At 35.5% G+C, this 24,327-nt stretch carries 20 protein-coding genes; 9 read left to right on the top strand and 11 right to left on the bottom strand.

The genetic code is table 11. The annotated features are described in order from the left end of the window. The 6 genes from QZ136_RS00570 to QZ136_RS00595 all read right to left on the bottom strand — a co-directional run bounded on the left by QZ136_RS00570 (nt 1) and on the right by QZ136_RS00595 (nt 7,364). Nucleotides 1–1,113 (bottom strand): DUF1972 domain-containing protein, encoded by a 1,113-nt coding sequence (locus tag QZ136_RS00570; RefSeq protein WP_291399374.1) that lies wholly within the window; start codon nt 1,111–1,113, stop codon nt 1–3. A gap of 170 nt (nt 1,114–1,283) precedes the next feature. Next, complete coding sequence (locus QZ136_RS00575; RefSeq protein WP_291399375.1) at nt 1,284–2,447, bottom strand: glycosyltransferase family 4 protein; 1,164 nt, start codon at nt 2,445–2,447, stop codon at nt 1,284–1,286. Beyond that, nucleotides 2,444–4,354, bottom strand: coding sequence for an asparagine synthase (glutamine-hydrolyzing) (gene asnB, locus QZ136_RS00580; protein ID WP_291399376.1), 1,911 nt, complete (start codon nt 4,352–4,354; stop codon nt 2,444–2,446). Before asnB ends, QZ136_RS00575 begins: the two co-directional genes overlap by 4 nt. 56 nt (nt 4,355–4,410) lie before the next feature. Then, nucleotides 4,411–5,106, bottom strand: coding sequence for a DapH/DapD/GlmU-related protein (locus QZ136_RS00585; protein WP_291399377.1), 696 nt, complete (start codon nt 5,104–5,106; stop codon nt 4,411–4,413). An 87-nt stretch (nt 5,107–5,193) separates the two neighbouring features. Continuing rightward, a complete protein-coding gene (locus QZ136_RS00590; protein ID WP_291399378.1) occupies nt 5,194–6,177 on the bottom strand; it encodes a GDP-mannose 4,6-dehydratase in 984 nt (327 codons plus the stop codon). 59 nt (nt 6,178–6,236) lie between these two features. After that, nucleotides 6,237–7,364, bottom strand: coding sequence for a glycosyltransferase family 1 protein (locus QZ136_RS00595; protein ID WP_291399379.1), 1,128 nt, complete (start codon nt 7,362–7,364; stop codon nt 6,237–6,239). A gap of 268 nt (nt 7,365–7,632) precedes the next feature. Between QZ136_RS00595 and QZ136_RS00600 the strand changes: the two genes are divergently transcribed. Continuing rightward, complete coding sequence (locus tag QZ136_RS00600) at nt 7,633–8,289, top strand: class I SAM-dependent methyltransferase (protein WP_291399380.1); 657 nt, start codon at nt 7,633–7,635, stop codon at nt 8,287–8,289. A gap of 3 nt (nt 8,290–8,292) precedes the next feature. Here the strand turns inward: QZ136_RS00600 and QZ136_RS00605 are convergent, their stop codons facing one another. Next, nucleotides 8,293–9,654, bottom strand: coding sequence for a hypothetical protein (locus tag QZ136_RS00605; protein ID WP_291399381.1), 1,362 nt, complete (start codon nt 9,652–9,654; stop codon nt 8,293–8,295). 222 nt (nt 9,655–9,876) lie between these two features. Here QZ136_RS00605 and QZ136_RS00610 point away from each other — a divergent pair, with 222 nt between their 5' ends. Further along, nucleotides 9,877–10,749 (top strand): hypothetical protein, encoded by an 873-nt coding sequence (locus QZ136_RS00610; RefSeq protein ID WP_291399382.1) that lies wholly within the window; start codon nt 9,877–9,879, stop codon nt 10,747–10,749. A gap of 138 nt (nt 10,750–10,887) precedes the next feature. Here the strand turns inward: QZ136_RS00610 and QZ136_RS00615 are convergent, their stop codons facing one another. Together QZ136_RS00615 and dxs are read right to left on the bottom strand one after the other, a co-directional pair. Next, nucleotides 10,888–11,859 (bottom strand): methyltransferase domain-containing protein, encoded by a 972-nt coding sequence (locus QZ136_RS00615; RefSeq protein ID WP_291399383.1) that lies wholly within the window; start codon nt 11,857–11,859, stop codon nt 10,888–10,890. A 77-nt stretch (nt 11,860–11,936) separates the two neighbouring features. After that, nucleotides 11,937–13,865, bottom strand: a complete 1,929-nt coding sequence (dxs, locus tag QZ136_RS00620) for a 1-deoxy-D-xylulose-5-phosphate synthase (protein ID WP_291399384.1) — start codon at nt 13,863–13,865, stop codon at nt 11,937–11,939. A gap of 605 nt (nt 13,866–14,470) precedes the next feature. Between dxs and QZ136_RS00625 the strand changes: the two genes are divergently transcribed. Beyond that, nucleotides 14,471–15,232, top strand: coding sequence for a segregation/condensation protein A (locus QZ136_RS00625; RefSeq protein WP_291399385.1), 762 nt, complete (start codon nt 14,471–14,473; stop codon nt 15,230–15,232). A gap of 56 nt (nt 15,233–15,288) precedes the next feature. Beyond that, nucleotides 15,289–16,563, top strand: coding sequence for a serine hydroxymethyltransferase (glyA, locus tag QZ136_RS00630; protein WP_291399386.1), 1,275 nt, complete (start codon nt 15,289–15,291; stop codon nt 16,561–16,563). Nucleotides 16,564–16,855: 292 nt separating this feature from the next. Here the strand turns inward: glyA and QZ136_RS00635 are convergent, their stop codons facing one another. Both QZ136_RS00635 and rlmN read right to left on the bottom strand, forming a co-directional pair. Further along, nucleotides 16,856–17,554, bottom strand: a complete 699-nt coding sequence (locus tag QZ136_RS00635) for a ComF family protein (RefSeq protein WP_291399387.1) — start codon at nt 17,552–17,554, stop codon at nt 16,856–16,858. Nucleotides 17,555–18,497: 943 nt separating this feature from the next. Then, on the bottom strand, nt 18,498–19,541 hold the full coding sequence (gene rlmN, locus QZ136_RS00640) for a 23S rRNA (adenine(2503)-C(2))-methyltransferase RlmN (RefSeq protein WP_291399388.1): 1,044 nt from the start codon (nt 19,539–19,541) through the stop codon (nt 18,498–18,500). A 417-nt stretch (nt 19,542–19,958) separates the two neighbouring features. On the opposite strand from rlmN, the gene QZ136_RS00645 reads away from it, so the two are divergent. From QZ136_RS00645 to dut, 5 genes are read left to right on the top strand one after another with little or no spacing between them, the layout of a single operon-like run. Next, entirely contained in the window at nt 19,959–21,134 is a 1,176-nt protein-coding gene (locus tag QZ136_RS00645; RefSeq protein WP_291399389.1) for an amidohydrolase family protein, read from the top strand. A 12-nt stretch (nt 21,135–21,146) separates the two neighbouring features. Continuing rightward, nucleotides 21,147–22,091, top strand: coding sequence for a DUF561 domain-containing protein (locus QZ136_RS00650; RefSeq protein ID WP_291399390.1), 945 nt, complete (start codon nt 21,147–21,149; stop codon nt 22,089–22,091). A gap of 3 nt (nt 22,092–22,094) precedes the next feature. Next, nucleotides 22,095–22,367, top strand: a complete 273-nt coding sequence (locus QZ136_RS00655; RefSeq protein ID WP_291399391.1) for an acylphosphatase — start codon at nt 22,095–22,097, stop codon at nt 22,365–22,367. Between the two features lie 27 nt (nt 22,368–22,394). Beyond that, complete coding sequence (locus QZ136_RS00660) at nt 22,395–23,897, top strand: oligosaccharide flippase family protein (protein ID WP_291399392.1); 1,503 nt, start codon at nt 22,395–22,397, stop codon at nt 23,895–23,897. Beyond that, nucleotides 23,894–24,325, top strand: coding sequence for a dUTP diphosphatase (gene dut, locus QZ136_RS00665; RefSeq protein ID WP_291399393.1), 432 nt, complete (start codon nt 23,894–23,896; stop codon nt 24,323–24,325). Before QZ136_RS00660 ends, dut begins: the two co-directional genes overlap by 4 nt. Nucleotides 24,326–24,327 lie beyond the last annotated feature (2 nt).

The following is a 24,327-nucleotide window of genomic DNA, read 5'->3' on the forward strand; positions in this document are numbered from 1 at the left end:
TTATGCTCGCGTTTTATTAGTAATATTATTCATTGCTAACTGATAAGCCGTTGTAACAGCATCCCAGTTATATTTATCAGTTAATCCAGAGGCGACTTCTTTTTTAAGTTTTTGCACCAATTCTGGTTTACTTTCAAGTATATTAAAAGCGTAATTTAATGATTTCGTATCCTCATCAAAGAATAGGCCAAGTTCGCCATTTCTTAGCATTTCTTTATTAAATTTTGTATTTAAAGCAAGTATCGAACAATTATTAGACATGGCTTTTAGCATTGCAGGGTTTGTTCCACCAAATTTATGTCCATGAATATAAGTAAAACAGTTTTGATATAAGGCCATAAGTTCCTCATTATCTCGAACATAGCCAATAAAATTAACCCTATGGCCTGCATTTTTCTTTAAAGATTCTGCATAAACATCTTTATAGGGTACATCACCAACTACAACTAGCTTTTTTTGCGAGTTAGACTCTAAATATGCTTTAATAATTAAATCAGCATTATTATCGGGTATTAACCGACCCACAATGAGGTAATAATCGTCTGGGAGAATATTAAAACGGCTTAATAGAGAAGAATCAGCTTTTTTAAAGGCTGGTGCACCATAGGCAATAACTAAAGAATCTTTTTTAAATTCTTCTAAATACACATCGCGCATTGCCTCGGCATCAGTAATTATCAAATCGTATAATTTTGTAGCAAGTTTTGCTGCGAAACGAAAGTATAATGCCCCTAAACCTTTCCATTTTGGCCTAAGCCATTCTAATCCATCAACATTAATGATTGTTTTTTTGCCAGTTATTTTAGGTATCCATCCCATTGGTCCGGCAGCTAGATTAACCACCAAAATAACATCTACACTACTAAATGTGGCATGTAGAATAGATAAAAAAGAATGAACTATTTGATTTAATGATTTAGTTTGAATTGTTGGAATATAATGAAGATGAATGCCATTTATCATTACTGGCTTTTTATCAAAAAGGTCTCGCTGACAGTAAATATGTACGTCTACTCCTTTTTTAACTAAACGTTCGCTTAATTCCTTTACAAATGTTTCAAAACCTCCATAAACATAAGGATAGCCGCGCGTGCCAATGATAGCTACTTTCATTCAATTGGTTAAATCACTCTGATGAGGTATTGGTTAAAAGCATCAATGGAATTGTAAACCCATGATTTTTTTGCTATTTTAATTTTTAATAATAAATCAAAATCAGCCTATTCTTCAAAAATATTAAATTATTTGTAAAATGTGCGCTTAATAATTCCTTTTGATATTTATTAAAGATTATTAATCAAAATATCTTGATAGAGGTTTAATATTTTCTTTTTATGGATTTCTAAGGTGAAATTTTGCTCTACTCTTTCGATAGATCTTAATCCAAATATTTGAAGTTGATGTTTATTATTTAGAAAATATTCAAGTTTCTCGAGAAGGTCCTTAGAGTTTTGATTTTCAAATAAAAAACCATTCCAAGCGTCAGAAATTTGCTCTGTAGTGCCTCCTAAATTGGATCCAATAACAGGTAAACCCATACTCATCGCTTCAATAATTACTCCCCCAAATGGTTCAGGTTCGCCTGAAGGCAATACAAAAACATCAAATAATCGATAAAATGGAAGCGGATCATCTAAATGCCCTAAAAAGTGAATGCGATCTTCTAGATTAAATTTTCTAATTAAGTTGTTAAATTCCTCTTTTTGGGATTCATATCCAGGTACATAGTCTCCAATTAGGATTGCTTGAATATTCCTTCCTGTTTTTTGACTTAATAAGCCAATGGCCTCAATTAAATATTCTTGGCCTTTTCTTATTAAACGTATTCTTGATGTGCATCCGATAATAAGATCCGCATCTTTTAATTTATTTTCAAGTTCGGCAGAGGGCTGCGCTACTTTAGGTATCTCTGGGATTTCAAATCCGTTATGAATGGATTGAACGTTTTTGGCCTGTTTAAATTGAATAGCCATTGCTTGGGAAACGCAAACAACTCTATCTGAAAATCTTGTCATGTATGCAGCGTAAAGCGGCCAAAACTTTTTGAAATCGCCAAACCACTCTCTAATGTGCCAAATATGTTTTTTGCCACTTAATTTTGCAGCGAGTGCAGGTGCAGGCACTACTCCAGAATTAGTATGGATGATTTTAATATCATATTTTCTAATGGTTTTTGTTAAAAAGATTAAATTTTTAAAAAAACGCAGGAGGGTGGGTAAAAGATATTTTATTCTAAATGACTTTCGAGTAAAAATATAAAGGCCATCATAAACTATTATTCTTTCAGCCGAAATTAGCTTATTTAAGTTAGTGTATAATTGCCCCATTTCTGGGATTAAAACGAAAACATTATAATTTTCATTTAGAATTTTTGTCAATTTTAGTAATGAACGACTCGCGCCATACATATCTCCACTATGGCCAACTAAAAGGATATTTTGTTTCATGAATTGAATCCAAATTTAGTTTCATGCTGTCTATACCATTCTAAAAAGCAAAATAAATTCCAAACTAAGCGTTTGTTAGTTCCTATTTTCTGCCCTTTGTAATCTGTCCAAAGTTGCGCAATTTTTTCAGTAACCAAATAGGGGTTATTTTTTAAATTTTCATTTGAAAATAAAAAGCTTGAAAGGTCTGATAGGCTCGAATTTAACCACTTATCATTGGGAGTTAAAAATCCATGTTTTGGCCTTTGAGAAATTGAGTCTGCTATTGAAGCAGGAAGTTTCTTTTTTAAGAGCTGTCGTAAGTAATTTTTTGATTCGAAATTATGCGAATTAAAATGCCTAGAAGAGCTTAGTACAATTTCTATAAGCTCATGGTCTAAAAATGGGGTACGTGCTTCTACGCTACATGCCATCATCATGCGATCGGTTTTTACCAATAAATCATCTGGAAGCCAAGTAAGAAGATCAAGCATTAAGCTTGATTCCAATTTACCTGCTTTCTTATGAAATTGATTTAAAAAACTATGAAATTGATTCTCATAATTACCTATTTCTCGATTTTTTCTATTTAAAAATTGTTTGCCTAAATCGGGACTTATAATTGAGGTCCAGCGGGATGTTCCAATATCCTTTTTAAATGAATTGATGCTTTTTAGTTTATTTTTAATTTTATCGAATTTGTGGATTCCTAAACTAGAGATTACATTAAAAATTTGCTCTGCTCCTTCAAAAGGCAGCTTCCCAAGTCCGTAATAATATTTTTCATATCCGTAATGTTCATAACCATGAAAAAGTTCATCTGCACCTTCTCCCGATAAGACCACTTTGACATGTTTACCTATCGATTTGGAAATGAGATAGGTGGGTATCATTGCCGAATCACCAAAGGGCTGATCGGCATGAAACACAGATTGCGAAAAATTGTCGGCGCTTATATCCTCTAGATTGAGACTAATTAAATCAATATTGAGTGCAGAACTAACTTGTTTGGCATAGCTTGATTCATCTATATTTTGGTCTGAAAATCCAACATTAAAAGATTTAACTTTTGTTTGAGATAATTCAGTCATGTAACAAGCTAATAATGAAGAATCTACTCCTCCACTAAGCAAAAGCCCTACATCAACATTGGAAACGAGTCTGTATTTTACACTTTGTTCAATCAATTGATCAATTTCATCTAGACTGGGTATTTGTTTTCTAGTTCCTACATGATCAAGCATGTCCCAATAGACAATTGATTTTTTTTGTTTGGTTTTCAGGTTATAAATTAAAACTTCACCTGCTTTTACTTGATTAACGTTTTTATAAATGCTTTGTGGACTAGGAATATATTGAAGGGATAAGAAGTTGAGTAAACTTTCTTCATTTATTTCTAGTGGGATATTTTTAAATGCATGAAAGAATTTGACTTCAGAGGAGAAAATCAATGTTTCTTCATTTTCATAGATGAACAATGGTTTTTTCCCTATTCTATCACGAGCAAAGATTATTTCATTTTTTTCTTGATCGTAAATAACAAGGGCAAACATTCCTCGTAATTGCTTGCAAAAATCTGCCCCGAATTGGGCATAAGCACCTAAAATTACTTCTGTATCTGTGTTGGTTCTAAATTTTTGACCATGGTTTTGTAAGGTCGTGCGGAGTTCTTGGTAATTATAGATTTCGCCATTAAATACGATGATATAGCGTTTACAGCTTGATTCGAAGGGTTGGTTCCCATTAGAAGAAAGGTCTAATATCGATAGACGTCGATGTCCTAAACAAAGTATTTCATTAGACCAAATATCTTTATTGTCGGGTCCCCGATATTCCATCCTATCTAAGGCATGGTTAAGCGGATCGAGAAAATTAGATTGAAAGTCAGGATCTTTTTTTTTTGTTATTGCTCCAATTATCCCACACATAATTAGATATTGCCTGTTTTAATCATACAATTGAATAATTAGGATTGATCATATCTTTATTTACGGCTTTTAATAACTTTAGCTGGCACACCACCAACAATGCTGTAAGGTGGAACATCCTTTGTTACCACACTTCCGGCGGCAATAACTGATCCACGGCCGATAGTAACACCCGCTAAGATCACGGTATTTGCTGCAATCCAACAGTCATCTTCAATTTTCACAAATTCTCTTTTAACGCCTTGCTCTTTTATGGTTAAGTCGGGGTGGTCAAATAGATGGTTTTCGGCATAGATACTTACTCTAGGCGACATCATAACATTATCGCCTATTTCGATATATCCAGAACAACCGATGTATGAATATGGGCCAATGCTAGAATTATTCCCAATTTTCAGTCCCTCACCAATTGCTGAACCGTAAATATTTGTCGGTCTGATAATTGCATGTTTGCCAATAGTAACCCGATTGCCAACTACAATACCTCTATAGGTCATGCAATTTACCTCAGCATAATCTTCCACGATAAAATCTCGACCAGCACTTAAATGTCGTGCATATCGGATAGACGCGCCTTTGCCAACCATTACCCATCCACTTGATTTTTTAAAGAATAATCGTTGGAACATTCCACGAATGAAAAAAAATGAAAGGCGAAAAAAGGTGTTTAGAATATCTTTACTATGCCATTCGGATGGAAAACGTTCCACAATAAATTTGTATCGTCGAAGGAATGAAGTTTCTGATTTCATAAAGTTTTGACAAATCGATATAAATTTGAATTTCCTAATCGGTTTTTTTCAAAAATTTATCTTTACAAATTTAATAATCTATCTAAATTATAAATAAGAGTTTGGTTCACTATAATCTGAATAGGTTAATTCATGTTCAATCATATTCTCAATGATTTTATTGAGCCCTATTTTTGCCTTCCATTGTAGCTCATCATTTGCCTTACTTGGGTCGGCTCTGCCTATTTGAAGATCAGTTGGTCTTCTAAGAACTTCATCTATGACTACGTGGTTTTCCCAATCAAGGTCTAAAGCTTTAAAAGTAATATCTATAAATTCTTTAAGGGTATGACTTTTTCCAGTGGCAATGATATAATCACTAGGCTGATTTTTCTGCATCATTAGCCACATGGCCTCAACATAATCAGGAGCCCAGCCCCAGTCGCGTTCAATATTGATATTACCTAGGCTGATCTTATGCGATTTGTCGCGATAGATTTTGCAAGCACCAGAAATGATTTTTTTTGTAACAAAATGCTCAGGCCTTAAGGGCGATTCATGGTTAAAAAGAATCCCTGTACATGCAAAAAGATTATAAGCTTCACGGTAATTATCAATTTGCCAAAATGCTGTTGCTTTTGCAATGGCATAGGGGCTTCGGGGGTGGAAAATAGTATTTTCATTCGCAGGAATGCTACTGTCTCCAAAACATTCGCTTGATCCTGCATTGTAAAGTTTAATGGGTAAATTACTGAATCTAATGGCCTCTAAAAGGTTAAGATTTCCTGTACTGATGCTATCATGAGTTTCATGAGGTTGCTCAAATGAAAGTCGCACAGAGCTTTGTCCCGATAAATTATAAATTTCGTCGGGCTTAATTCTATTTATGTATTCTAGCGTATTGCCAAAGTCTGTGATATTAATAGAAATTAGCGTTATTTCATCTTTTATACCAAGAATTTTCAAGTTATTGAATGAACAGGTGTGGGCATCACGCGATGCACCAAAAACTTGATATCCCTTTTCTAATAAGAATTTAGCAAGGTATGAACCATCTTGTCCTGAGACTCCACAAATTAAGGCTCTTTTCACTTATTTATTTTTAATGTTTACCTAGTAATTTAGTGATTCATAAATAGAGCATAAAAATGCTAATTTTTATTGACAGCTTCTTTAAATATTTTGATTAATTCTTTGGTAGTTTTCTCCCATGAAAATAATTTAAGTCTTTTGCTGCCTTTTTGAATGAGCTCATCTCGTAGTTCTGCTTGCTCTATAACTGCTTTTATTTTGTCAGCAATTTCTTGAGTGTTAAATGGATTAAATGATAAAGTAGCCTCTGCGCCAACTTCTTTTAAGCAGGTATTATTGGATACAATTACGGGTATTTGGTAATGAAAAGCCTCTAATACTGGAAGGCCAAATCCCTCATTGGTAGAAGGAAACACGTATAAAAATGCATTTTTATAAAAAAAGCTTAGCTCTTCTTCACTTGCATAACCATGCAATAAAACGAAATCCTGCAAATTTAGTCTTTTTATAGTTTCAAGTATTTCAATGCTACCGTCAAGTTCATTCTTGGAACTGGGTAGCCCTACAAGCACCAAGGAATATTCTGTGTGGCCGGTATCTCTAACAAGCTTCAATGCTTCGATAAGTCTGACTAGATTTTTTCTTTTTTCAAGGACCCCAACATGTAGCAGATATTTTGTTGTAGGCAGTTTGAATAAAGGTTTGAAGTTTGGGTTTGCTTCAATTTGGGAATTAATTTTTGGAGCCAGATGGATTGGGATTATCTTTTCTGAATCAATGCCTGTAAAATGTACAAGTCTGCTCTTTGAATATTCAGATAATGTGATGATGTATGGACATCTTCTCGCAGCTCCAATTCCAATTGTATGGAACATTTTTAACCAATATGGATTACACTGCTCAGGATATTCATAAAAAAATGAATCGTAAAACATTGGAATAGGCTTAAAGCCAAGGTGTAAATAAGGTACGAAATAATCGGTGCAGAAAAGAATATCACAATTATTATAATATGCTTTTACTGGTAATACAATTTGTTTCCAGACAAAAAACCTTAAATGTTCTATTATTTTTAGGAACTTATTAGGGCCTGAATAAACTTTGAAAGGAGAGTCTAAATATTTAATTTCACAATCATATGTATTCTTTCTAAACTCAATAAGTATTTGTTCTAAATAGGTTCTAGCACCAGTCTTGGCAATTTTAAGATCCCTTATATCAATACCAACAGTGAGTCTTTTTGTCATACCATGCAAATATAGGCTTCTAAATCATTAAAATATGAAACATTAATTTGATAGTAATAAATATTCGATTTACGTTTATTAAATTTCTCTTAAATTAATTTATTTTTTTGACAATGCGTTTTTTGAAAGCAATTTTTACTGATGTATATAATGTTTAAAGAGTTCAATTGATTTAGGATTGCAATTATTAACGAGCCATCCGACTAAATAGATTATATTTGCATATTTAGTAATTACCAATAACCTTTAAATAAGGAAAACCACATTAATGTCAATAAAGGATATATTTAAATCATCTGATGATCCACAATCTTGGGGTAGTAAATTCAGAGACAAGAGATTTAAATTCTTAAGTGCAAAGCTTGAAACTATGCCCAAGCCAGTGAAAATTCTTGATATAGGGGGGCTCGAATCTTTTTGGACTAATAGGGGTTATGGTAATAATCCAGATTATCTCATAACTATTTTAAATTTAGAGAAAGGAGAGTCTTTGTACACCAATATCAATATGATATCAGGTAATGCAATAGATCTTAAGGAGATAGGGGATAGAGAATTTGATCTAGCATTTTCTAATTCGGTAATTGAGCATCTCCATACCTTTGAAAATCAAGTTAGTATGGCTTCTGAAGTGCGACGTGTTGGTGTTTTATATTTTGTTCAAACACCAAACAAACATTTTTTGGTTGAACCACATTATGTATTGCCTTTTTTCGACTATCTACCAGCTAAGATTAAATATTTTATTCTAACAAAAACAAAGTTTAGTCGACTAAAAAAATGGACTGATAGTGATGCGAGGCAATATATTTCAGAAATAAGGCTGTTAACATTGTCAGAATTCAAACAAATCTTTCCTGGGAGTAAGATGGATAAAGAGTATTTTATGGGACTTTTAAAATCATTTACCGCTCATAATTTTTAACAATTACGTTTTAGGAGTCTCTTTTTTCATAATCATATTAATGAAAAGTCCAGCAAGTAACCAGCTGATATAGGTTATGTATGAGTAGGAGTCTAAATTTGCTGTAATGAGCGGTAATGTAGAGCCGATTTTAAAGAGGAATAGCGTTAGTGCTACAGACCTTTCCTTACCATCAAGATGCGGATACCATTTATAGGTGTAAAATATTAATGCGAAATGCATGAACACATAAATGATCACTGCAATAATTCCTGCTTGAACTCCTAGAATGATAAATTGATTTTCGCCGCCAATTGTTGAGCCGAGACTAACAGCAACCCTTCCTGAGGTGCCCAATCCGAGACCAAGAGGATTACTCATAATTGCTTCAAGCCCTGATAACCAGGCAAGCCAGTGACCCATGCCAGATTCATCTTGTAGGGTTATAGTTGAGATTATATAATTATAAATGTCTTTATCGGCGAGTATGTATGTTACGTAAAGCATGCATATTAAAATAAAAACATTGCATCCTAAAAGTAGCTGCTTCTTTTTTGCAATTAGTGCATAAACGTAAATAATAAAAAAGTAGCTCGCCATTGATGATCGCGAAATTGAAAAGATCATGGAAATGAGGGTAGCTGCAATTGCCATCATTCCCAATTTACTTACATTAAATTTATTTTCGCGATTGGTAAATAAACCAGCTATAACAGATAATGACAGAAGTGTTGCTGAGGCATGCTCAAGGGGGTCTGAAAAGAAACTTGCAAAACGTTTAACTCCACCCTCTGAGCGCTCAAAAGTCCATGTTAATCCATAATTCCCTTCAACTTCTTGGCCAAAAAAGTAATACACATATTCTGAGTAACCGGTTGATGATTGGAAGTGTTTATCATTTATAACCTCCAAAATAACAAGTGCTGCTGCTGCGATCGCAACTATAAGGATATAATGAAAATATTTTTTTATGTAGATGAGTTTTGGATCTATCAGTCGGCCGCAAAAGTAAATTAATACAAAAAATGATGTGCTTTTAAAGGCCAGAAGGCGTTCCATAAAACTGAAACTACCTATTGGAAAAACAACATAAGAAAATGTATATAAAAAGTAGCCAAGTATGGCGTAATCGATTACATGTAATCTTATTTTTTCCTTTAAATTCCATAATACTGAGCCTAGCATACCCAGTATGATAAGCTCTTTTAAGGGCTGAAAAAGAGGAATGTATGATTTTAAGCCAAAATTAAATAATATGGAAAGTGTAGAATTGTAAATTGATAATCCAAAGATTAGGAAGAAAAATCCTCCTTGTGGATTTTTTTGTAAAATAGCTCTAATTGAAGTAAAAAAAGCAGAAATATACAGTAATGGAAAAATTAACATATTGTATATTATATCATGTTATGATTTGTGAGATATATGGTTTTGTGTGGTAAATGCTAAAGATAAATAAAGCATTTTCTTTTCAAAACTAAATAATCTTCTATTTTTGCCAATATCATGAATGTAATTTATACAGTATGTAGTATTAATCATCTGGGAAGGGCTTTGTCTCTAGCAGATTCAGTTGCTATTCACTGCAAGCAGACAAGATTTTTGATTTGCTTGACTGATACATTAGACCATGATCTAATTTCTAAAGGCAGCGAGTTTATCTTCGCTAAAGACATGAATTTACCTTTTTTAAATGAAATGTTTTCGAAGTATACTCCTTTGGAACTAAATAGTGCTTTAAAACCCTATTTTGGAAATTTCATTTTTGAAAAATATAGTGATGTAGATCAGCTCATTTTTCTTGACAGTGACATTTTGCTTTTTTCTGATCTTTCTCCTGTTTTTGAAGCATTAAAATCTGATAGTATTATCCTAACTCCTCATTCTTTCACTTCTATATCTGCTGGTAATGGTTTTGACGACAGAGATTTTTTGAGATCAGGGATATATAATGCCGGTTTTTTTGCACTGAAGAGAGATAAAAATGCATTTGCTTTTCTAGATTGGTGGATGGTAAAACTTCGTAATCAAGGTTTTTTTGACTCACGGCGTGGCATGTTTGCAGAGCAATTATGGATGAATTTAATTCCATTGTATTTTGAAAATGTTCATGTATTGAGACATCTGGGTTGTAATGTTGCTCATTGGAACATGCATGAGCGTTTTATTACACAAGTAGATAGTCGCTGGTATATTAATGAGAATACACCTTTGATCTTTTTTCATTTTAGCGGTGCAACAATTACCTGTTTAGAAGATAATTTGGTTTCTAAACACCATAAAAAGTATAATTTTGAAAATAGACCGGATGTTTATCCTTTATTTAAGATTTATATTGAATCACTTAAAAAACATTCATTCGAAAAATACAATCAGTATTATTCTGTAAGTTCCAAATTAAGAGTGAAATCGGTTTTAATCATTAAAATAGCTGAGTTTTTGAAAAAGCTTACCAAGCGAATGCTTTATAGTTTTCGGAATTAAATCAAACTCTTTTTATGGTTATAGTTTAATTCTATGTCTATCATGAGCCATAATAGATTATTTTACTAGCTCTTTTATTATAAATTTTTAGCTGATTTGTGAAATTATAATTTTAACAAGGTTTAGAAATATACCTTATTATTTTTCAGATGAATACCTGAAGCCACTATAAGAATTCAGGAGTTCTTTATCACTTAATAGGTATCCATCTTCTTTTCTTCCAAGAAAATAGAGTCCACTTGCAGCATCAATACTTCCTTTTGTTTTATTGAGTATTATATCGAAGTATTTTACCCAAAAGAATAGAAAAGTACCTGTATAACTTAATATACGATCTACTTTTTTACTGTTGGCAAAGCTTGTAAGAAAATATTTTAATGACCAAGTAAGTGAGGAAGCAGCACCAGCAATAACACCACGCTGTATTTCTCTAAAATTTCTAAACATCCGTCGATGGCCGATATCTGTAAATCGAAGAAAATCATATTTGCCACCATGTACTTGTTGCATAAATGGTGTTTCAGCATAAATTAGTCCACCGTTTTTAAGCACCCTATTCATTTCATTAACACATTTAAAAGGATCTAGAACATGCTCTAAAACTGCTTGAGCTATAATTAAATCGAAACTGTTATCTGCAAAAGGAATTTCGTGAGCATCACAAATAATCGTTGTATTAGGTCCGTATGAAACATCTGTTTCAATCAATAGATCCTCGTCTTTGAGAATATTTTTCAGGTGTTTTATCCCTACTCCATCAACACTTCCACCTAGAATTAGAATGCGATTATTGGAGTTTTTCTTGATGAGTTCACTTATATTAAGATAATTTTTTTCACTTATATTATTGAAAGTGATATCGGGTTGTATCCTTTTAAGGAAGCCAATAACGGGATTTTTGTAAGTTTTAAAAAAGATATCCTCTTTTTGTTCAAAATCTTTTTGTTCAAATAAATCGTTGTGCGGGTTGATTAGTATAGGTATCCCATGGTAAACTGGATAGCTTGAATCACAAGAATCATCTGAGCATAAATACTCCTCATTATTTTTTAATAGTGGTTTTTTGCAACATGGGCAGGCAATGATTTGTTCGAGTGAATTAAAATTCATTTAAGGAATAATCTATCTTTTTAATATTTTCTGGAATTGTGAATTTTAAATAATTGAATTTTAGAATTAAACATTCCCTACGATGCCATCACCCTCGATGCCCTACTAATAGCAAAAGATTTAACCGTTTTTACTATTCCCTGAGCATCAAATCCGCATTCAGCCCATAATTCAGGCTGTTCACCATGTTCTACAATACGATCTGGAATACCTAATCGTACCACTTTTGCTGCATAATTATGATCGGCCATAAATTCTAAAACTGCAGAGCCCATTCCGCCTTGTAGGCAACCGTCTTCTACGGTGACTACATATTTGAATTTTTTGAAGACCATGTGGAGTAATTCTTCATCAATGGGCTTTGCGAAGCGCATATCGTAGTGAGCAGGATTAATACCTTCGGCATTCAAATCAGCGCAAGCCTTAACTGCCTCATTACCAATGTGACCGATGCTAAGGATTGCTACTTCATCGCCCTCACAAACTGTTCTACCTTTTCCAACTTCAATGGCTTTTAGCGGACGACGCCATTCAGGCATCACCCCATTTCCGCGTGGGTAGCGAATGCTAAAAGGACCCATGTTTTCTTGCTGGGCGGTGTACATTAAATTTCTTAATTCCTCTTCATTCATTGGAGCAGAAACCACCATGTTTGGAATGCAACGCATGTATGCCAAATCGTATGCACCATGATGTGTTTGTCCGTCGGAGCCCGCAAAACCCGCACGATCCAAGCAGAAAACAACATTTAATTTTTGGATGGCCACGTCATGAATTACCTGATCATAAGCTCTTTGCATAAATGAAGAGTAAATATTGCAAAAAGGAACCATTCCCTGAGTAGCTAAACCGGCCGAGAAAGTAACTGCATGTTGCTCGGCAATACCCACGTCAAAAGCACGGTCAGGCATAGCCTTCATCATGATGTTTAGTGATGAACCTGAAGGCATCGCCGGAGTGATACCCATGATTTTCGAGTTCTTTTCTGCCAACTCAACTATGGTATGCCCAAAAACATCTTGGTATTTTGGTGCCGTAGGTTTATCGTTAACGGTTTTTTGGATTTCTCCAGTAATTTTATCGAAAAGTCCCGGTGAGTGCCATTTTGTTTGATCTTTTTCTGCCAAAGCATAGCCTTTGCCCTTCACTGTTACGCAGTGGAGCAATTTGGGACCGGGAATATCTTTTAAATCCTTTAAAACTTTTGCAAGGTGTTTAACATCGTGGCCATCTATCGGACCGAAATATCTGAATTTAAGAGCCTCAAAGAAATTACTCTTTTTTAAGAGTCCGCCTTTAATACTTTTCTCAATTTTCTTAACAATGTCATGCGCATTGGGTCCGAGTTCAGAGATTTTGGTTAATACACTAGAAATATCATCTCTAAAGCGATTGTAAGATTTAGAGGTAGTAATATCTGTTAAATATTCTTTTAAAGCACCAACATTTGGATCGATCGACATACAGTTATCATTCAGGATAACCAAAACGTTTGAATTTTCTATCCCTGCATGGTTTAGCGCTTCGAAGGCCATTCCGCCAGTCATTGCACCATCGCCAATTACAGCCACATGCTGTCTGTCTTTTTCACCTTTATATTGAGAGGCAACAGCCATTCCTAAAGCCGCCGAGATTGAGGTTGATGAATGTCCTACACCAAATGTATCGTACTCACTTTCAGACCTTTTCGGAAATCCACTGAGACCTTTATAAATCCTGTTAGTGTGAAAAGAAGCTCTTCTGCCAGTTAAAATTTTATGTCCGTATGCCTGATGTCCTACATCCCATACCAACTGGTCGTAAGGTGTATTTAGCACATAGTGTAAGGCCACAGTTAATTCCACTACCCCAAGGCTAGAACCAAAATGTCCACCATTTACTGATACGGTATCAACAATAAATTGTCTGAGTTCAGAACATATACGCTCAAGATCCTCTTCTTTAAACTTTTTCAAGTCTGAAGGATAATTGATTTGCTCTAAAAGTGCTCCTGCCTTAACTTCCATGTAGGATTTAGATTTTTGAACCGCAAAAATAACTTATTTGTCAAACATTTTCTTTTTTTGACTAAGAAAGATCAATGAAAATCAATAAGCTTTAGTAATACTATTGTAATATATCAATAATTCTTAAAATATAAAATGAGGGTTGAATATATTTTGATTTTCCTGTTTGGACAGGTCGCGACCTGTCCTCAAAGACACGTATGATATATATTAAAGGACAGATCTCGACCTGTCCCTACCTACGAATAATGCTTAAACATTAAGAAATTAAGATTATTAAGGAAGAAGCCCCTAAATAATCCTAATTTCAATCATCATAATTTTATCTAATAGGTTAAAGACTCAGCATTTTATTTCCTTCTTAATTTTTCTTAATTTCTTAATGTTTTTTAATTTTTAACATTGAATTTAAGGATAGCTTGCGAATTTCTATTAATCTATTTCATTGGTATCAAAGCGGACAGGTCGCGACCTGTCCCTACGAAAAATTAAGAATTAATGTAAAACTATGTACTAACTACTATGTATTAACTACTACCTACTAAGTACTAATTTCCCATATTCAATAGCGAAAACTGATTCCAATTTCTTATTTTTGAAACAATATGCTTTCTACCGACGGTTTTGAGATACGCCTTCCTCAGTTTGAAGGTCCTTTCGATCTGCTTTTATTCTTTATTGAACGAGATGAGCTGGATATTCAGGATGTGCCAATTGCTCGTATAACGGACGATTTTCTGGATTATTTGCATCAAATGAATTCATTAAATATTGAAGTAGCGAGCGAATTTATTTTCGTGGCGGCAACTCTAATGCGCATCAAAGCCAAAATGCTCTTACCTCGCCCTGATTTGGATGATGAAGGCAATGAAATTGACTTGAAGCGTGATCTGATTCAAAAACTTATTGAATATAAAAAGTTCAAAGAAATTGCAGAGCACTTCAAAACGCTTGAAGATGAGCGTTTTAAGCAAGAAAAAAGAGGTAGTATTAGCGATGATTTGAAGCAAATTGCCCTCCAAGCTGAGCCTGGTGAAGAGCTTGAATCTTTAAATCTTTATAGGTTAATGCTCACCTTCCACAGAGTTTATGATAGGAGTCTGCAGCGCGATAATAAGCAGCAGCATGTGGTAGAGCAATATCCTTATCAAATTGAGACACAAAAGAAGGTAATTGATCAGCTTCTTGCAATAAACAAGAGACTGGATTACAATAATTTGCTGGCAAATTCGGATAATAAAGTCCATTTTGTATATAATTTCCTTGCCATGTTAGAAATGCTGCAGCAGGATTTGATTACCATACAAACCGGTTTAGGTTATAATAATTTTTGGATTGAGCCTAAAATCAGTTCAATCCATTCTTAATTTGTATTTTTACACGTAGAAACCCATATTTACATCAACATATAATTAAACCATCCATGAAGAGAGATAAACTTATATTCAGCCTAATAGATGAGGAGCAGGTACGTCAAGAAACGGGACTTGAATTAATAGCTTCCGAGAATTTTGTTAGTAAGCAGGTTATGGAAGCTGCAGGTTCTGTGCTTACCAATAAATATGCTGAAGGCCTACCTGGTAAGCGTTATTATGGTGGATGTGAGGTTGTTGATGAGGTTGAAAATATCGCTATTGAGCGTGCTAAGCAGTTGTTTAATGCTAGCTGGGCCAATGTGCAGCCACATTCAGGCGCACAGGCAAATGCAGCGGTATTCTTAGGATTGTTAAATGCAGGAGATAAAATCTTGGGTTTCGATCTGTCGCATGGTGGGCACCTTACGCATGGATCTCCAGTAAATTTTTCCGGTAAAATCTATAAGCCTCATTTCTATGGAGTTGATCGCGAAAGCGGATTAATTGACTACAAGAAATTAGAGCAAGTAGCTTTGAAAGAAAAGCCGAAACTTATTATTTGTGGCGCTTCGGCCTATTCGCGCGATTGGGATTATAAATTTATTAGATCTGTAGCTGATGAAATTGGCGCTTTAGTATTGGCTGATATTTCTCATCCTTCTGGCTTAATTGCCCGTGGTTTGCTAAATGATCCACTTCCGCATTGCCATGTGGTAACTACTACCACGCATAAAACATTGAGAGGCCCGAGGGGTGGAATGATCTTATTGGGTAAGGACTTTGAAAATCCTATGGGACATAAAACTCCGAAGGGAGACATTAGAATGATGTCTTCGGTATTGGATATGGCAGTTTTTCCGGGCACTCAGGGTGGACCGCTAGAGCATATTATCGCTGCAAAAGCCATTGCCTTTGGCGAAGCTTTGAGCGAAGATTATATGAAATATATTATTCAGGTGAAGAAAAATGCAGAAGCTATGGCCGCAGCATTTGTTAGTCGTGGGTATCAATTAATTTCGGGCGGGACTGATAATCACATGATGCTTATCGACTTGAGAAATAAAAATATTACTGGTAAGGATGCTGAAAATGCTTTAGGCGAAGCGTCAATCACGGTTAATAAAAATATGGTTCCTTTTGATGATAAATCACCATTTGTAACTTCAGGTATTCGTGTGGGTACCGCTGCTGTGACCACTCGTGGTTTAAAGGAAAAACACATGGAAAAGATTGTGGAGCTTATTGATGAGGTAATTACCAAACCGGATAGTGCTACTAATGCTAAAAAAGTAAGTAAGAAGGTGAATGAAATGATGGGAAAGCATCCGCTTTACGCGAAATAATTTTATTATTAAATAGTATGATCCCTCATTGCAATTGTGATGAGGGATTTTTTTTGGGTAATAATTCTAAGCAAGACAGATTTTGTGTCGCTGTGCATGTCCCCCTCTCCGAGGGGGTAGGGGGAGGTTTAATAAATAATCACTTTTCTGCCAAGTAGTTTCCACCCCCTTTTATTCCCCCGCCTGCGGGGGATAAGGGCGCATATTCACCCCTGATAAATTAGCGTATTTGTTTTTAAAGCTCGATTTTAATTTTGTTTCAATCAAGGAGTAAAGTGTTAATTCAAACACCTCATTCCGCATAAGCAATTGTACAGATACTAATTTTTACTCCTTCAATTTCCTGTAGTAAAAGACTACAAGCCTCTAAAGTTGCCCCAGTTGTCATTACATCATCAATGAGCATGATATGCTTGTTTATCAATTCTGATTTTTCTTTGACATCAAAGGCGCTGACTAAATTTTCATATCGCGCATAGCGTGATTTCTTGGTTTGAGTTTCTGTATTTTCAAGCCTCACCAAATTTTTGGTGTTGATAGGGATATTCAGGATCGCTGAAAGTCCCTTAGCAATACATTCACTCTGATTATAACCTCTTTTTTTAAACTTTGCAGGATGCAGTGGAATAGGCATAATTAAGTCTGATTTTTTGAAAATATCTGACCTTTTTAGCTCATAGGCATAGAGTTCACCGAGGCGGATGCCGGTCTCCGGACTTTTCCTATACTTCAGTTTATGCATCATGTTTTGTATTCTGCTGCCCTTGCGGAAATACAAGAAAGCAATGGTCTGCACAAAAGGGAATCTGCCCCATAATTGCCTGGCCATCTTGTTGTTAGGGTCTTCGTGAAAGTTTGTTTGTGGGAGATGATAGACACAGTTGGTGCATATTATACGCTCATTTTTGAATAAACTTTTGCCACAAGCAGCACAAAGTTCAGGAAAGAACAGAGCTAATAAATCTCCTAAATAGCCTAAATTTTTTTTCATGATTTAATTTAGGATTTGAGAATGGGATTGAACTCTAGTGTGTCGACTTATTTAGTAAACGGTAGGTTTTGCCGCGATTTAACCGGGTACGGTGACAATATCGACCAGAGGAGCTCTCTGATGATTGATAGAATTCATCAAATAGGAAGGTAGGGACAGGTCGCGACCTGTCCTCTAACTCCATCAAAAAACCATCACCATTTTTATCTTTATGAACCTTAATTTCTTAATGTTTTTAATCTGAACCATTAAGGGATTAAGAAGAATTAAGAAATAGATTAATCACAATTATTTCACAGATTTTTTCGCGTCTCAGCGTCATTGCGAGGGTTAATTAATGTTATTAAAATCAATATAAATGACGTTAAATTGCAATGTACTAAATTTTCAACTGATTGATTTTATTTATTGCAATGGATTGAAATCCGTTGCTACAAGATGGGTCGTCCCGATGGGACTGGTAAATAGTTCAATACTGGTAAATACATAAAAGAGCCAAGGCTCGACCCATATTTTAAGGCAGGAATTTATTCCTGTTCTGTACCCATGTGAATAGTTAATGGTTCGTCATTGAAAGGGTTAATTAATGTTATTAAAATCAATATAAATGACGTAAAACTAGAACTCGACATAAATTTCAACTGATTGATTATTAATGAAGTATAAAAAATGTCAATTGTAGAACATCCCTGTGAGATCCTCACTGCGTAAATCTCCTTAAATCTGTAGGAGAAAAAATGGAGCAATTGGCTGGTACGGTGACAACACCGACCAGAGGAGCTCTCTGATGATTGATAGAATTCATGAAATAGGAAGGTAGGGACAGGTCGCGACCTGTCCTCTAACTCCATCAAAAAACCATCACCATTTTTATCTTGATGTGCCTTAATTTCTTAATATTTTTTAAAATGTACCATTAAGGGATTAAAAAAATTATTAAATCTTAACTCTTCACAGCCAACTGCCCACAGGCAGCGTCAATGTCTTTCCCTCGGCTTCTTCTAATATTGGTATTGATGCCGTTTTTACGGAGATGTGCCGCAAATGCTTCAATTTTATCAATCCCCGCATTTTCATAATCGGCAAAGCTGATTGGGTTGTACTCAATAATATTTACCTTACAAGGGATATGTCGGCAGAATTTTACAAGCTCCTCGGCATCGCTAATATTATCGTTGAAATCGTTAAAAACGATGTACTCGTAGGTAACGGGATTTTTAGTCTTGGAATAAAAATATTTCAAAGCCTCAGCCAATGCTTTTAAAGAGTTTTGCTCGTTAATAGGCATAATGGTATTCCGCTTTTCATCATTTGCAGCATGGAGAGAAAGGGCTAAATTAAATCGGACCTCATCATCCCCCAGTTTTTTAATCATTTTGGCAATGCCTGCAGTTGATACCGTAATGCGCTTGGCAGCCATGTTTAAGCCGTCTTTTGCGGTAATTCGCTCCACCGACTTTAATACATTAGCATAGTTCAAAAGAGGCTCACCCATACCCATGTACACAATATTGCTCAATGGAATTCGATAGTTCTCCTTCGCTTGCTTATCTATTAAAACTACTTGATCGTATATCTCATCGGCATTTAAATTACGCTTACGATCCATGTATCCCGTAGCACAAAATTTGCATGTCAGACTACAGCCAACTTGTGAACTAACACATGCCGTCATGCGGTCGGTTGCCGGAATTAAAACGCCCTCAATAATATTATTATCATAAAGCATGAAGGTGCTTTTTATGGTTTTATCGGCGCTAAATTGCGATTGATGTACCTTTACATTATTAATTGTAAAGCTTTCCTTCAATTTCTCTCTCAATGCTTTGGAAAGATTACTCATCTCCTCAAAATCAGTACAGGATTTCTCCCATAGCCACTCATATACCTGCTTAGCCCTAAATGCAGGCTCTGCAATGGAGATGAAGTGCTCTTTTAGCTTATCAGGGGATAAACTGCGAATGTCTATTTTTTGAGAATCTTGCATTATTTGCAAAAATACGAATTTTTTGTTCATTCACCGCGTAGGGATAGGTCGCTATCTGTCATTAAGAGTACATAGTATTAAGTACATAGTATTTAGATAGAAAGGACGCAAATCAGTAAAATTTATTTTTTTGGTACCTCCACCTTAATAACCTTAATGTTTGAACTATTTGTTCTATATTTTACTTTTTGTGTAAACCTATTTCAGGACAAGACAGTCGCCAGTCTGACAAAGATAACTCATTTCCTACCTCCAAGAACTAGGCTTCGAGAACCTCAGCCACCGGGTAACTGATAACCTACATCTGTCAACAGACAACTCTCCACCTTAGATGTCGCTAGCCTGACAACTGACAACTGCCAACCGATACCACCCCCTACAATTTGCCTTTCCACTTTAATCTCCTACTTTTGCTTTATGCCTAGATACCTCAGCGCAGATTATATTTTTCCAATTAGTTCTGAACCTATCAAGGATGGAATAATCATGCTTCATGAGTCGGGCGAGATTCTTGATGTATTTAGCCCCAATCAATTTTCTGATCTATCCGCACCTATAGAATATCATAAAGGCATCATTGTCCCAGGCTTTGTAAATGCACATTGCCATTTGGAGCTTTCGCATATGCTCGGTAAAATCCCCCAAAGAACTGGCTTAGTGAGTTTTATCAAGTCGGTAATTACTCAAAGAGCAGCCGATGAAGCAGAAGCTTTAGAAGCCATGAAAATTGCCGACCAAAGCATGTTTGATAATGGCATTGTTGCGGTTGGAGATATCTCAAATATGGCTCTATCGGCTTCAGTAAAAAGGAATAGCAAAATTTTTTACCATACTTTTATCGAGCTTCTTGGCTTTGATCCCCAAAGGGCTAAAATGGTATTCCAAAAGGCAATGGAACTGCAGACTGAATTTTTGCCGCTCAAAACATCTATCGCCCCTCATGCCCCATACTCGGTCTCAAAGCAGCTTTTCGGATTATTGAAATCCTATTCCGACGAGCATAATAACCTTTTTAGCATGCATAATCAGGAAAGTGAACCTGAAAACGAATTTTTCTTAAGTAAAAAAGGCTCTTTCATCGATTTCTATAAAATATTAGGTCTAAATATTGATTTTTTTGAAGCTCAGGGGCAGACTTCCTTACAATCGGTTTTGCCATTAATCTCTGATAATCAGAAGGTTCTGCTTGTTCATAATACCTTTACAAATGCTGAGGATATCGCCAAAGCGAAAGAATCAAACAAAGAATTAAATTGGTGTTTTTGTCCCAATGCAAATCAATATATTGAAGGTCAATTGCCTGATATTGAATTATTTATAAATTCGGGTTTTAATATCACCCTCGGGACTGATAGTTTAGCTTCGAATGAAAAACTGTGTATCTTATCTGAAATGCAAAGTATTAAAAAGTATTTCCCTCATCTGCCAACGAGCGAAATGATGAAGTGGGCAACTATTAATGGGGCACAATTTTTAGGGATAGATAAGACTTTTGGATCCATTGAAAAAGGGAAAATTCCAGGCTTAAACCTTATTTCAGGTGTTGAAGGGATGGAGATAGGGCCTTTTTCAAAAGTCATGAGACTGATATAAATCATTTTAGCCATGAATGCAATAAAAAAACTATTCAATATTGAGTATCCCATTATCCAGGGGGGTATGGTTTGGTGTAGTGGCTGGCGTTTGGCTTCGGCGGTAAGTAATAGCGGCGGACTAGGATTGATTGGGGCGGGATCGATGTATCCAGAGGTTTTGCGAGAGCATATTCAGAAATGTAAGCTTGCAACAGATCGTCCTTTTGGCGTAAATGTTCCTCTCTTATATCCTGATATTGAGCAGATTATGAATATAATCGTTGAGGAAAAGGTGAATATTGTTTTTAGTTCGGCGGGGAATCCTGCCTTGTGGACTCCCTTTTTGAAGGAGAATAATATTTCTGTGGTACATGTTATTGCCAATAAGAAATTTGCTCAAAAGGCGGAGCAATGTGGCGTTGATGCTATCGTTGCCGAGGGATTTGAAGCTGGCGGGCATAATGGACGCGAAGAAACTACAACGCTATGCTTAGTGCCCGAAATTTGTGATGCGGTATCTATTCCGGTTATTGCTGCCGGTGGAATTGGGAGTGGAAGAGCCATGCTCGCTGCCTTTGCCTTAGGTGCTCAAGGAGTACAAATAGGTTCTTTATTTGCGGCTTCAAGCGAATCATCGGCACATGCAAATTTCAAAAATGCAATTATTGAAGCCCAAGAAGGGGATACCAAACTTAGTTTAAAGTCGCTCGTGCCAGTCCGTTTGCTCAAAAATGATTTTTACTCTCAGGTAGCTAAGGCTGAGGCCGAAGGGGCCAATAGACAAGAATTAATGGATCTTTTAGGCAAGGGAAGGGCAAAAAAAGGAATGTTTAATGGTGATTTGGTAGAAGGTGAGCTTGAAATCGGACAAATTGCATCGGCTATTCATGAAGTTAAACCTGCTTCCCAAATTCTTAATGAATTATGGACAGAATTTCTGCTAGAGAAAGATCGATTGAGTAATTTAAAATTTTAATAGATGAAACATTTAGATATTGTAGTAAGCGGCAAGGTGCAAAAAGTATCGTATAGAGCTGTGATTAAGGCAGTTGCCGATCAGCTTGGGATAAAAGGGACTGCACTAAATAAGCCTGATGGGACTGTTTTCATTGAAGCCGAGGGTGACGATTTTTCTTTAGAGCTCTTTCTTGAATTTTGCGAAAAGGGTTCAGATAGGTCGGTAGTAGAAAATGTAAGTCCGACGGAGGGCGAATTAAAAAACTATCGTAATTTTGAAATTGTAAAGAAATAATTTTATTCATGCTAAACCATAACCTCCTTGTCAGCAATTAAGAAATTTGCCGGTCAGACTGCGATTTACGGGTTTACCACTGTAATTACTCGTTTTCTAAACTTCTTTCTTACCCCAATTTATGTGGGGCTCTACTCCCCAAAAGTGTATGGTATCTTTTCGGTGATGTATAGTTGGGCCTCCATGCTCAATGCGGTGCTGGCTTTTGGGATGGAAACAACCTATTTCCGCTACTTAAACAAGTATGAAAACGATAAGCAGAAGGTGTATAATAATACCTTTTTCACGATTTTCATGTTGGCATTAATTTTCCTGCTTTTTAGTGTTTTATTTGTCGATGATATTGCTGCATGGATGCAAATGGGTGATGTTTATGACCCCGATTATGCCCGGTATATCAATTATTTTATTTATATTCTTGTACTTGATGCCTTGGCAGTCATTCCTTTTGCCAAATTAAGAGCCGATGGAAAACCTATCCGCTATAGCTTCATCAAAGTGCTTAATATTTTAACTTTTGTAGGATTTAACCTGCTATTCATTTTTATTTTACCCCTAATTATAAAAGAGAATTGGTATGGTGCAGAGTTTATAAGCTCTTGGTATAGAGATTCTTGGGTTGGATATGTATTTATTTCAAACCTGATTGCGAGTTTGATAACCCTATTACTTTTATTACCCGAACTATTTAAATTAACCTTCAGTTATGATTTCAAATTGCTGAAAGAGATGTTTATTTACAGTCTGCCGGTTTTAATTGCCAATATCTCCTTCATCATCAATGAAAATATCGACAAGGTTTTTTTAGGAAAATTATTGCCTCCAGGGATATCTGATCAGGAGGTAGGAATTTATGCGGCATGCTGTAAAATCGCTATTTTTCTAAGTATTTTCATTAATGCATTCCGCCTCGGGGCTGAGCCATTTTTCTTTAGCCATGCGAAGAATAAAAATTCGGGCGAAACCTATGCCAAAATCATGAATTATTTTGTGATTGCTGTATGCTTGATCTTTGTTTTTCTGGTAGCCAATATTGAACTTTTAAAGTATTTTATTAAGGGTAAAGATGCGGCAGAACAGGCTATGTACTGGTCGGGATTAAAGATTGTACCTATTTTACTATTCGCTTATGTGAGTCTTGGAATTTATATCAATCTTTCCATTTGGTATAAATTATCTGATCAAACACGCTATGGTTTATATATTTCGGGTATTGGGGCGATTTTAACAATCATCCTAAACCTAATTTTTATTCCCCAATACGGCTATTTAGCTTCCGCATGGATTTCACTAACAGCTTATACGGTGATGATGGTACTTTCTTATATCTGGGGACAACAAAATTATCCCATTCCTTATAATCTTAAAAGGAATTTGGTCTATCTGCTAAGCTCCCTTTGTATTGTTTTTGTCGCATTTGTAGTATTTGACCGTAATTTACTGATTGGGAATGCCCTCTTTCTTATATTTGCCGGAACAATAATTTTTATTGAACGTAAAGAGTTAAAAGCAATTTTCGGCCTAAAATGACAATCAGGATAATAAATAAATCGGAGCACCCACTGCCAGCCTATGAAACTTTAGCTTCGGCAGGGATGGATTTGAGAGCAAACTTAAGCGAGCAAGTGCTATTAAAACCTATGGAACGTAAATTAGTCCCAACCGGTTTATTTATCGAGCTACCCCTAGGTTTTGAGGCTCAAATCAGACCTAGAAGCGGTTTAGCATTGAAGTATGGCATTACGGTTTTAAACTCTCCTGGTACCATTGATGCCGATTATAGGGGTGAGATAAAAATTCTGCTTATCAATTTCTCTGATACCAATTTTGAGATTAATAATGGTGATCGAATTGCTCAAATGATTGTGGCTAAGCATGAGCAAGTAATTTGGGAGGCTGTAGAATCACTTTCAGACACCCTTCGTGGTGCGGGTGGATATGGCCATACGGGATTATAAAA

This window comes from Daejeonella sp. (assembly GCF_017495225.1).
Taxonomy (GTDB): domain Bacteria; phylum Bacteroidota; class Bacteroidia; order Sphingobacteriales; family Sphingobacteriaceae; genus Daejeonella.

Bases quoted from the DNA above. Each gene is read 5' to 3' on its own strand.
- asnB (WP_291399376.1), bottom strand. From the start codon at position 4,354: ATGTGTGGGATAATTGGAGCAATAACAAAAAAAAAAGATCCTGACTTT.
- dut (WP_291399393.1), top strand. From the start codon at position 23,894: ATGACAATCAGGATAATAAATAAATCGGAGCACCCACTGCCAGCCTAT.
- QZ136_RS00645 (WP_291399389.1), top strand. From the start codon at position 19,959: ATGCCTAGATACCTCAGCGCAGATTATATTTTTCCAATTAGTTCTGAA.
- QZ136_RS00625 (WP_291399385.1), top strand. From the start codon at position 14,471: ATGCTTTCTACCGACGGTTTTGAGATACGCCTTCCTCAGTTTGAAGGT.
- QZ136_RS00615 (WP_291399383.1), bottom strand. From the start codon at position 11,859: ATGAATTTTAATTCACTCGAACAAATCATTGCCTGCCCATGTTGCAAA.
- QZ136_RS00605 (WP_291399381.1), bottom strand. From the start codon at position 9,654: ATGTTAATTTTTCCATTACTGTATATTTCTGCTTTTTTTACTTCAATT.
- QZ136_RS00570 (WP_291399374.1), bottom strand. From the start codon at position 1,113: ATGAAAGTAGCTATCATTGGCACGCGCGGCTATCCTTATGTTTATGGA.
- QZ136_RS00595 (WP_291399379.1), bottom strand. From the start codon at position 7,364: ATGACAAAAAGACTCACTGTTGGTATTGATATAAGGGATCTTAAAATT.
- rlmN (WP_291399388.1), bottom strand. From the start codon at position 19,541: ATGCAAGATTCTCAAAAAATAGACATTCGCAGTTTATCCCCTGATAAG.
- QZ136_RS00575 (WP_291399375.1), bottom strand. From the start codon at position 2,447: ATGAAACAAAATATCCTTTTAGTTGGCCATAGTGGAGATATGTATGGC.
- dxs (WP_291399384.1), bottom strand. From the start codon at position 13,865: ATGGAAGTTAAGGCAGGAGCACTTTTAGAGCAAATCAATTATCCTTCA.
- QZ136_RS00635 (WP_291399387.1), bottom strand. From the start codon at position 17,554: ATGAAAAAAAATTTAGGCTATTTAGGAGATTTATTAGCTCTGTTCTTT.
- QZ136_RS00585 (WP_291399377.1), bottom strand. From the start codon at position 5,106: ATGAAATCAGAAACTTCATTCCTTCGACGATACAAATTTATTGTGGAA.
- QZ136_RS00600 (WP_291399380.1), top strand. From the start codon at position 7,633: ATGTCAATAAAGGATATATTTAAATCATCTGATGATCCACAATCTTGG.
- QZ136_RS00650 (WP_291399390.1), top strand. From the start codon at position 21,147: ATGAATGCAATAAAAAAACTATTCAATATTGAGTATCCCATTATCCAG.
- glyA (WP_291399386.1), top strand. From the start codon at position 15,289: ATGAAGAGAGATAAACTTATATTCAGCCTAATAGATGAGGAGCAGGTA.
- QZ136_RS00655 (WP_291399391.1), top strand. From the start codon at position 22,095: ATGAAACATTTAGATATTGTAGTAAGCGGCAAGGTGCAAAAAGTATCG.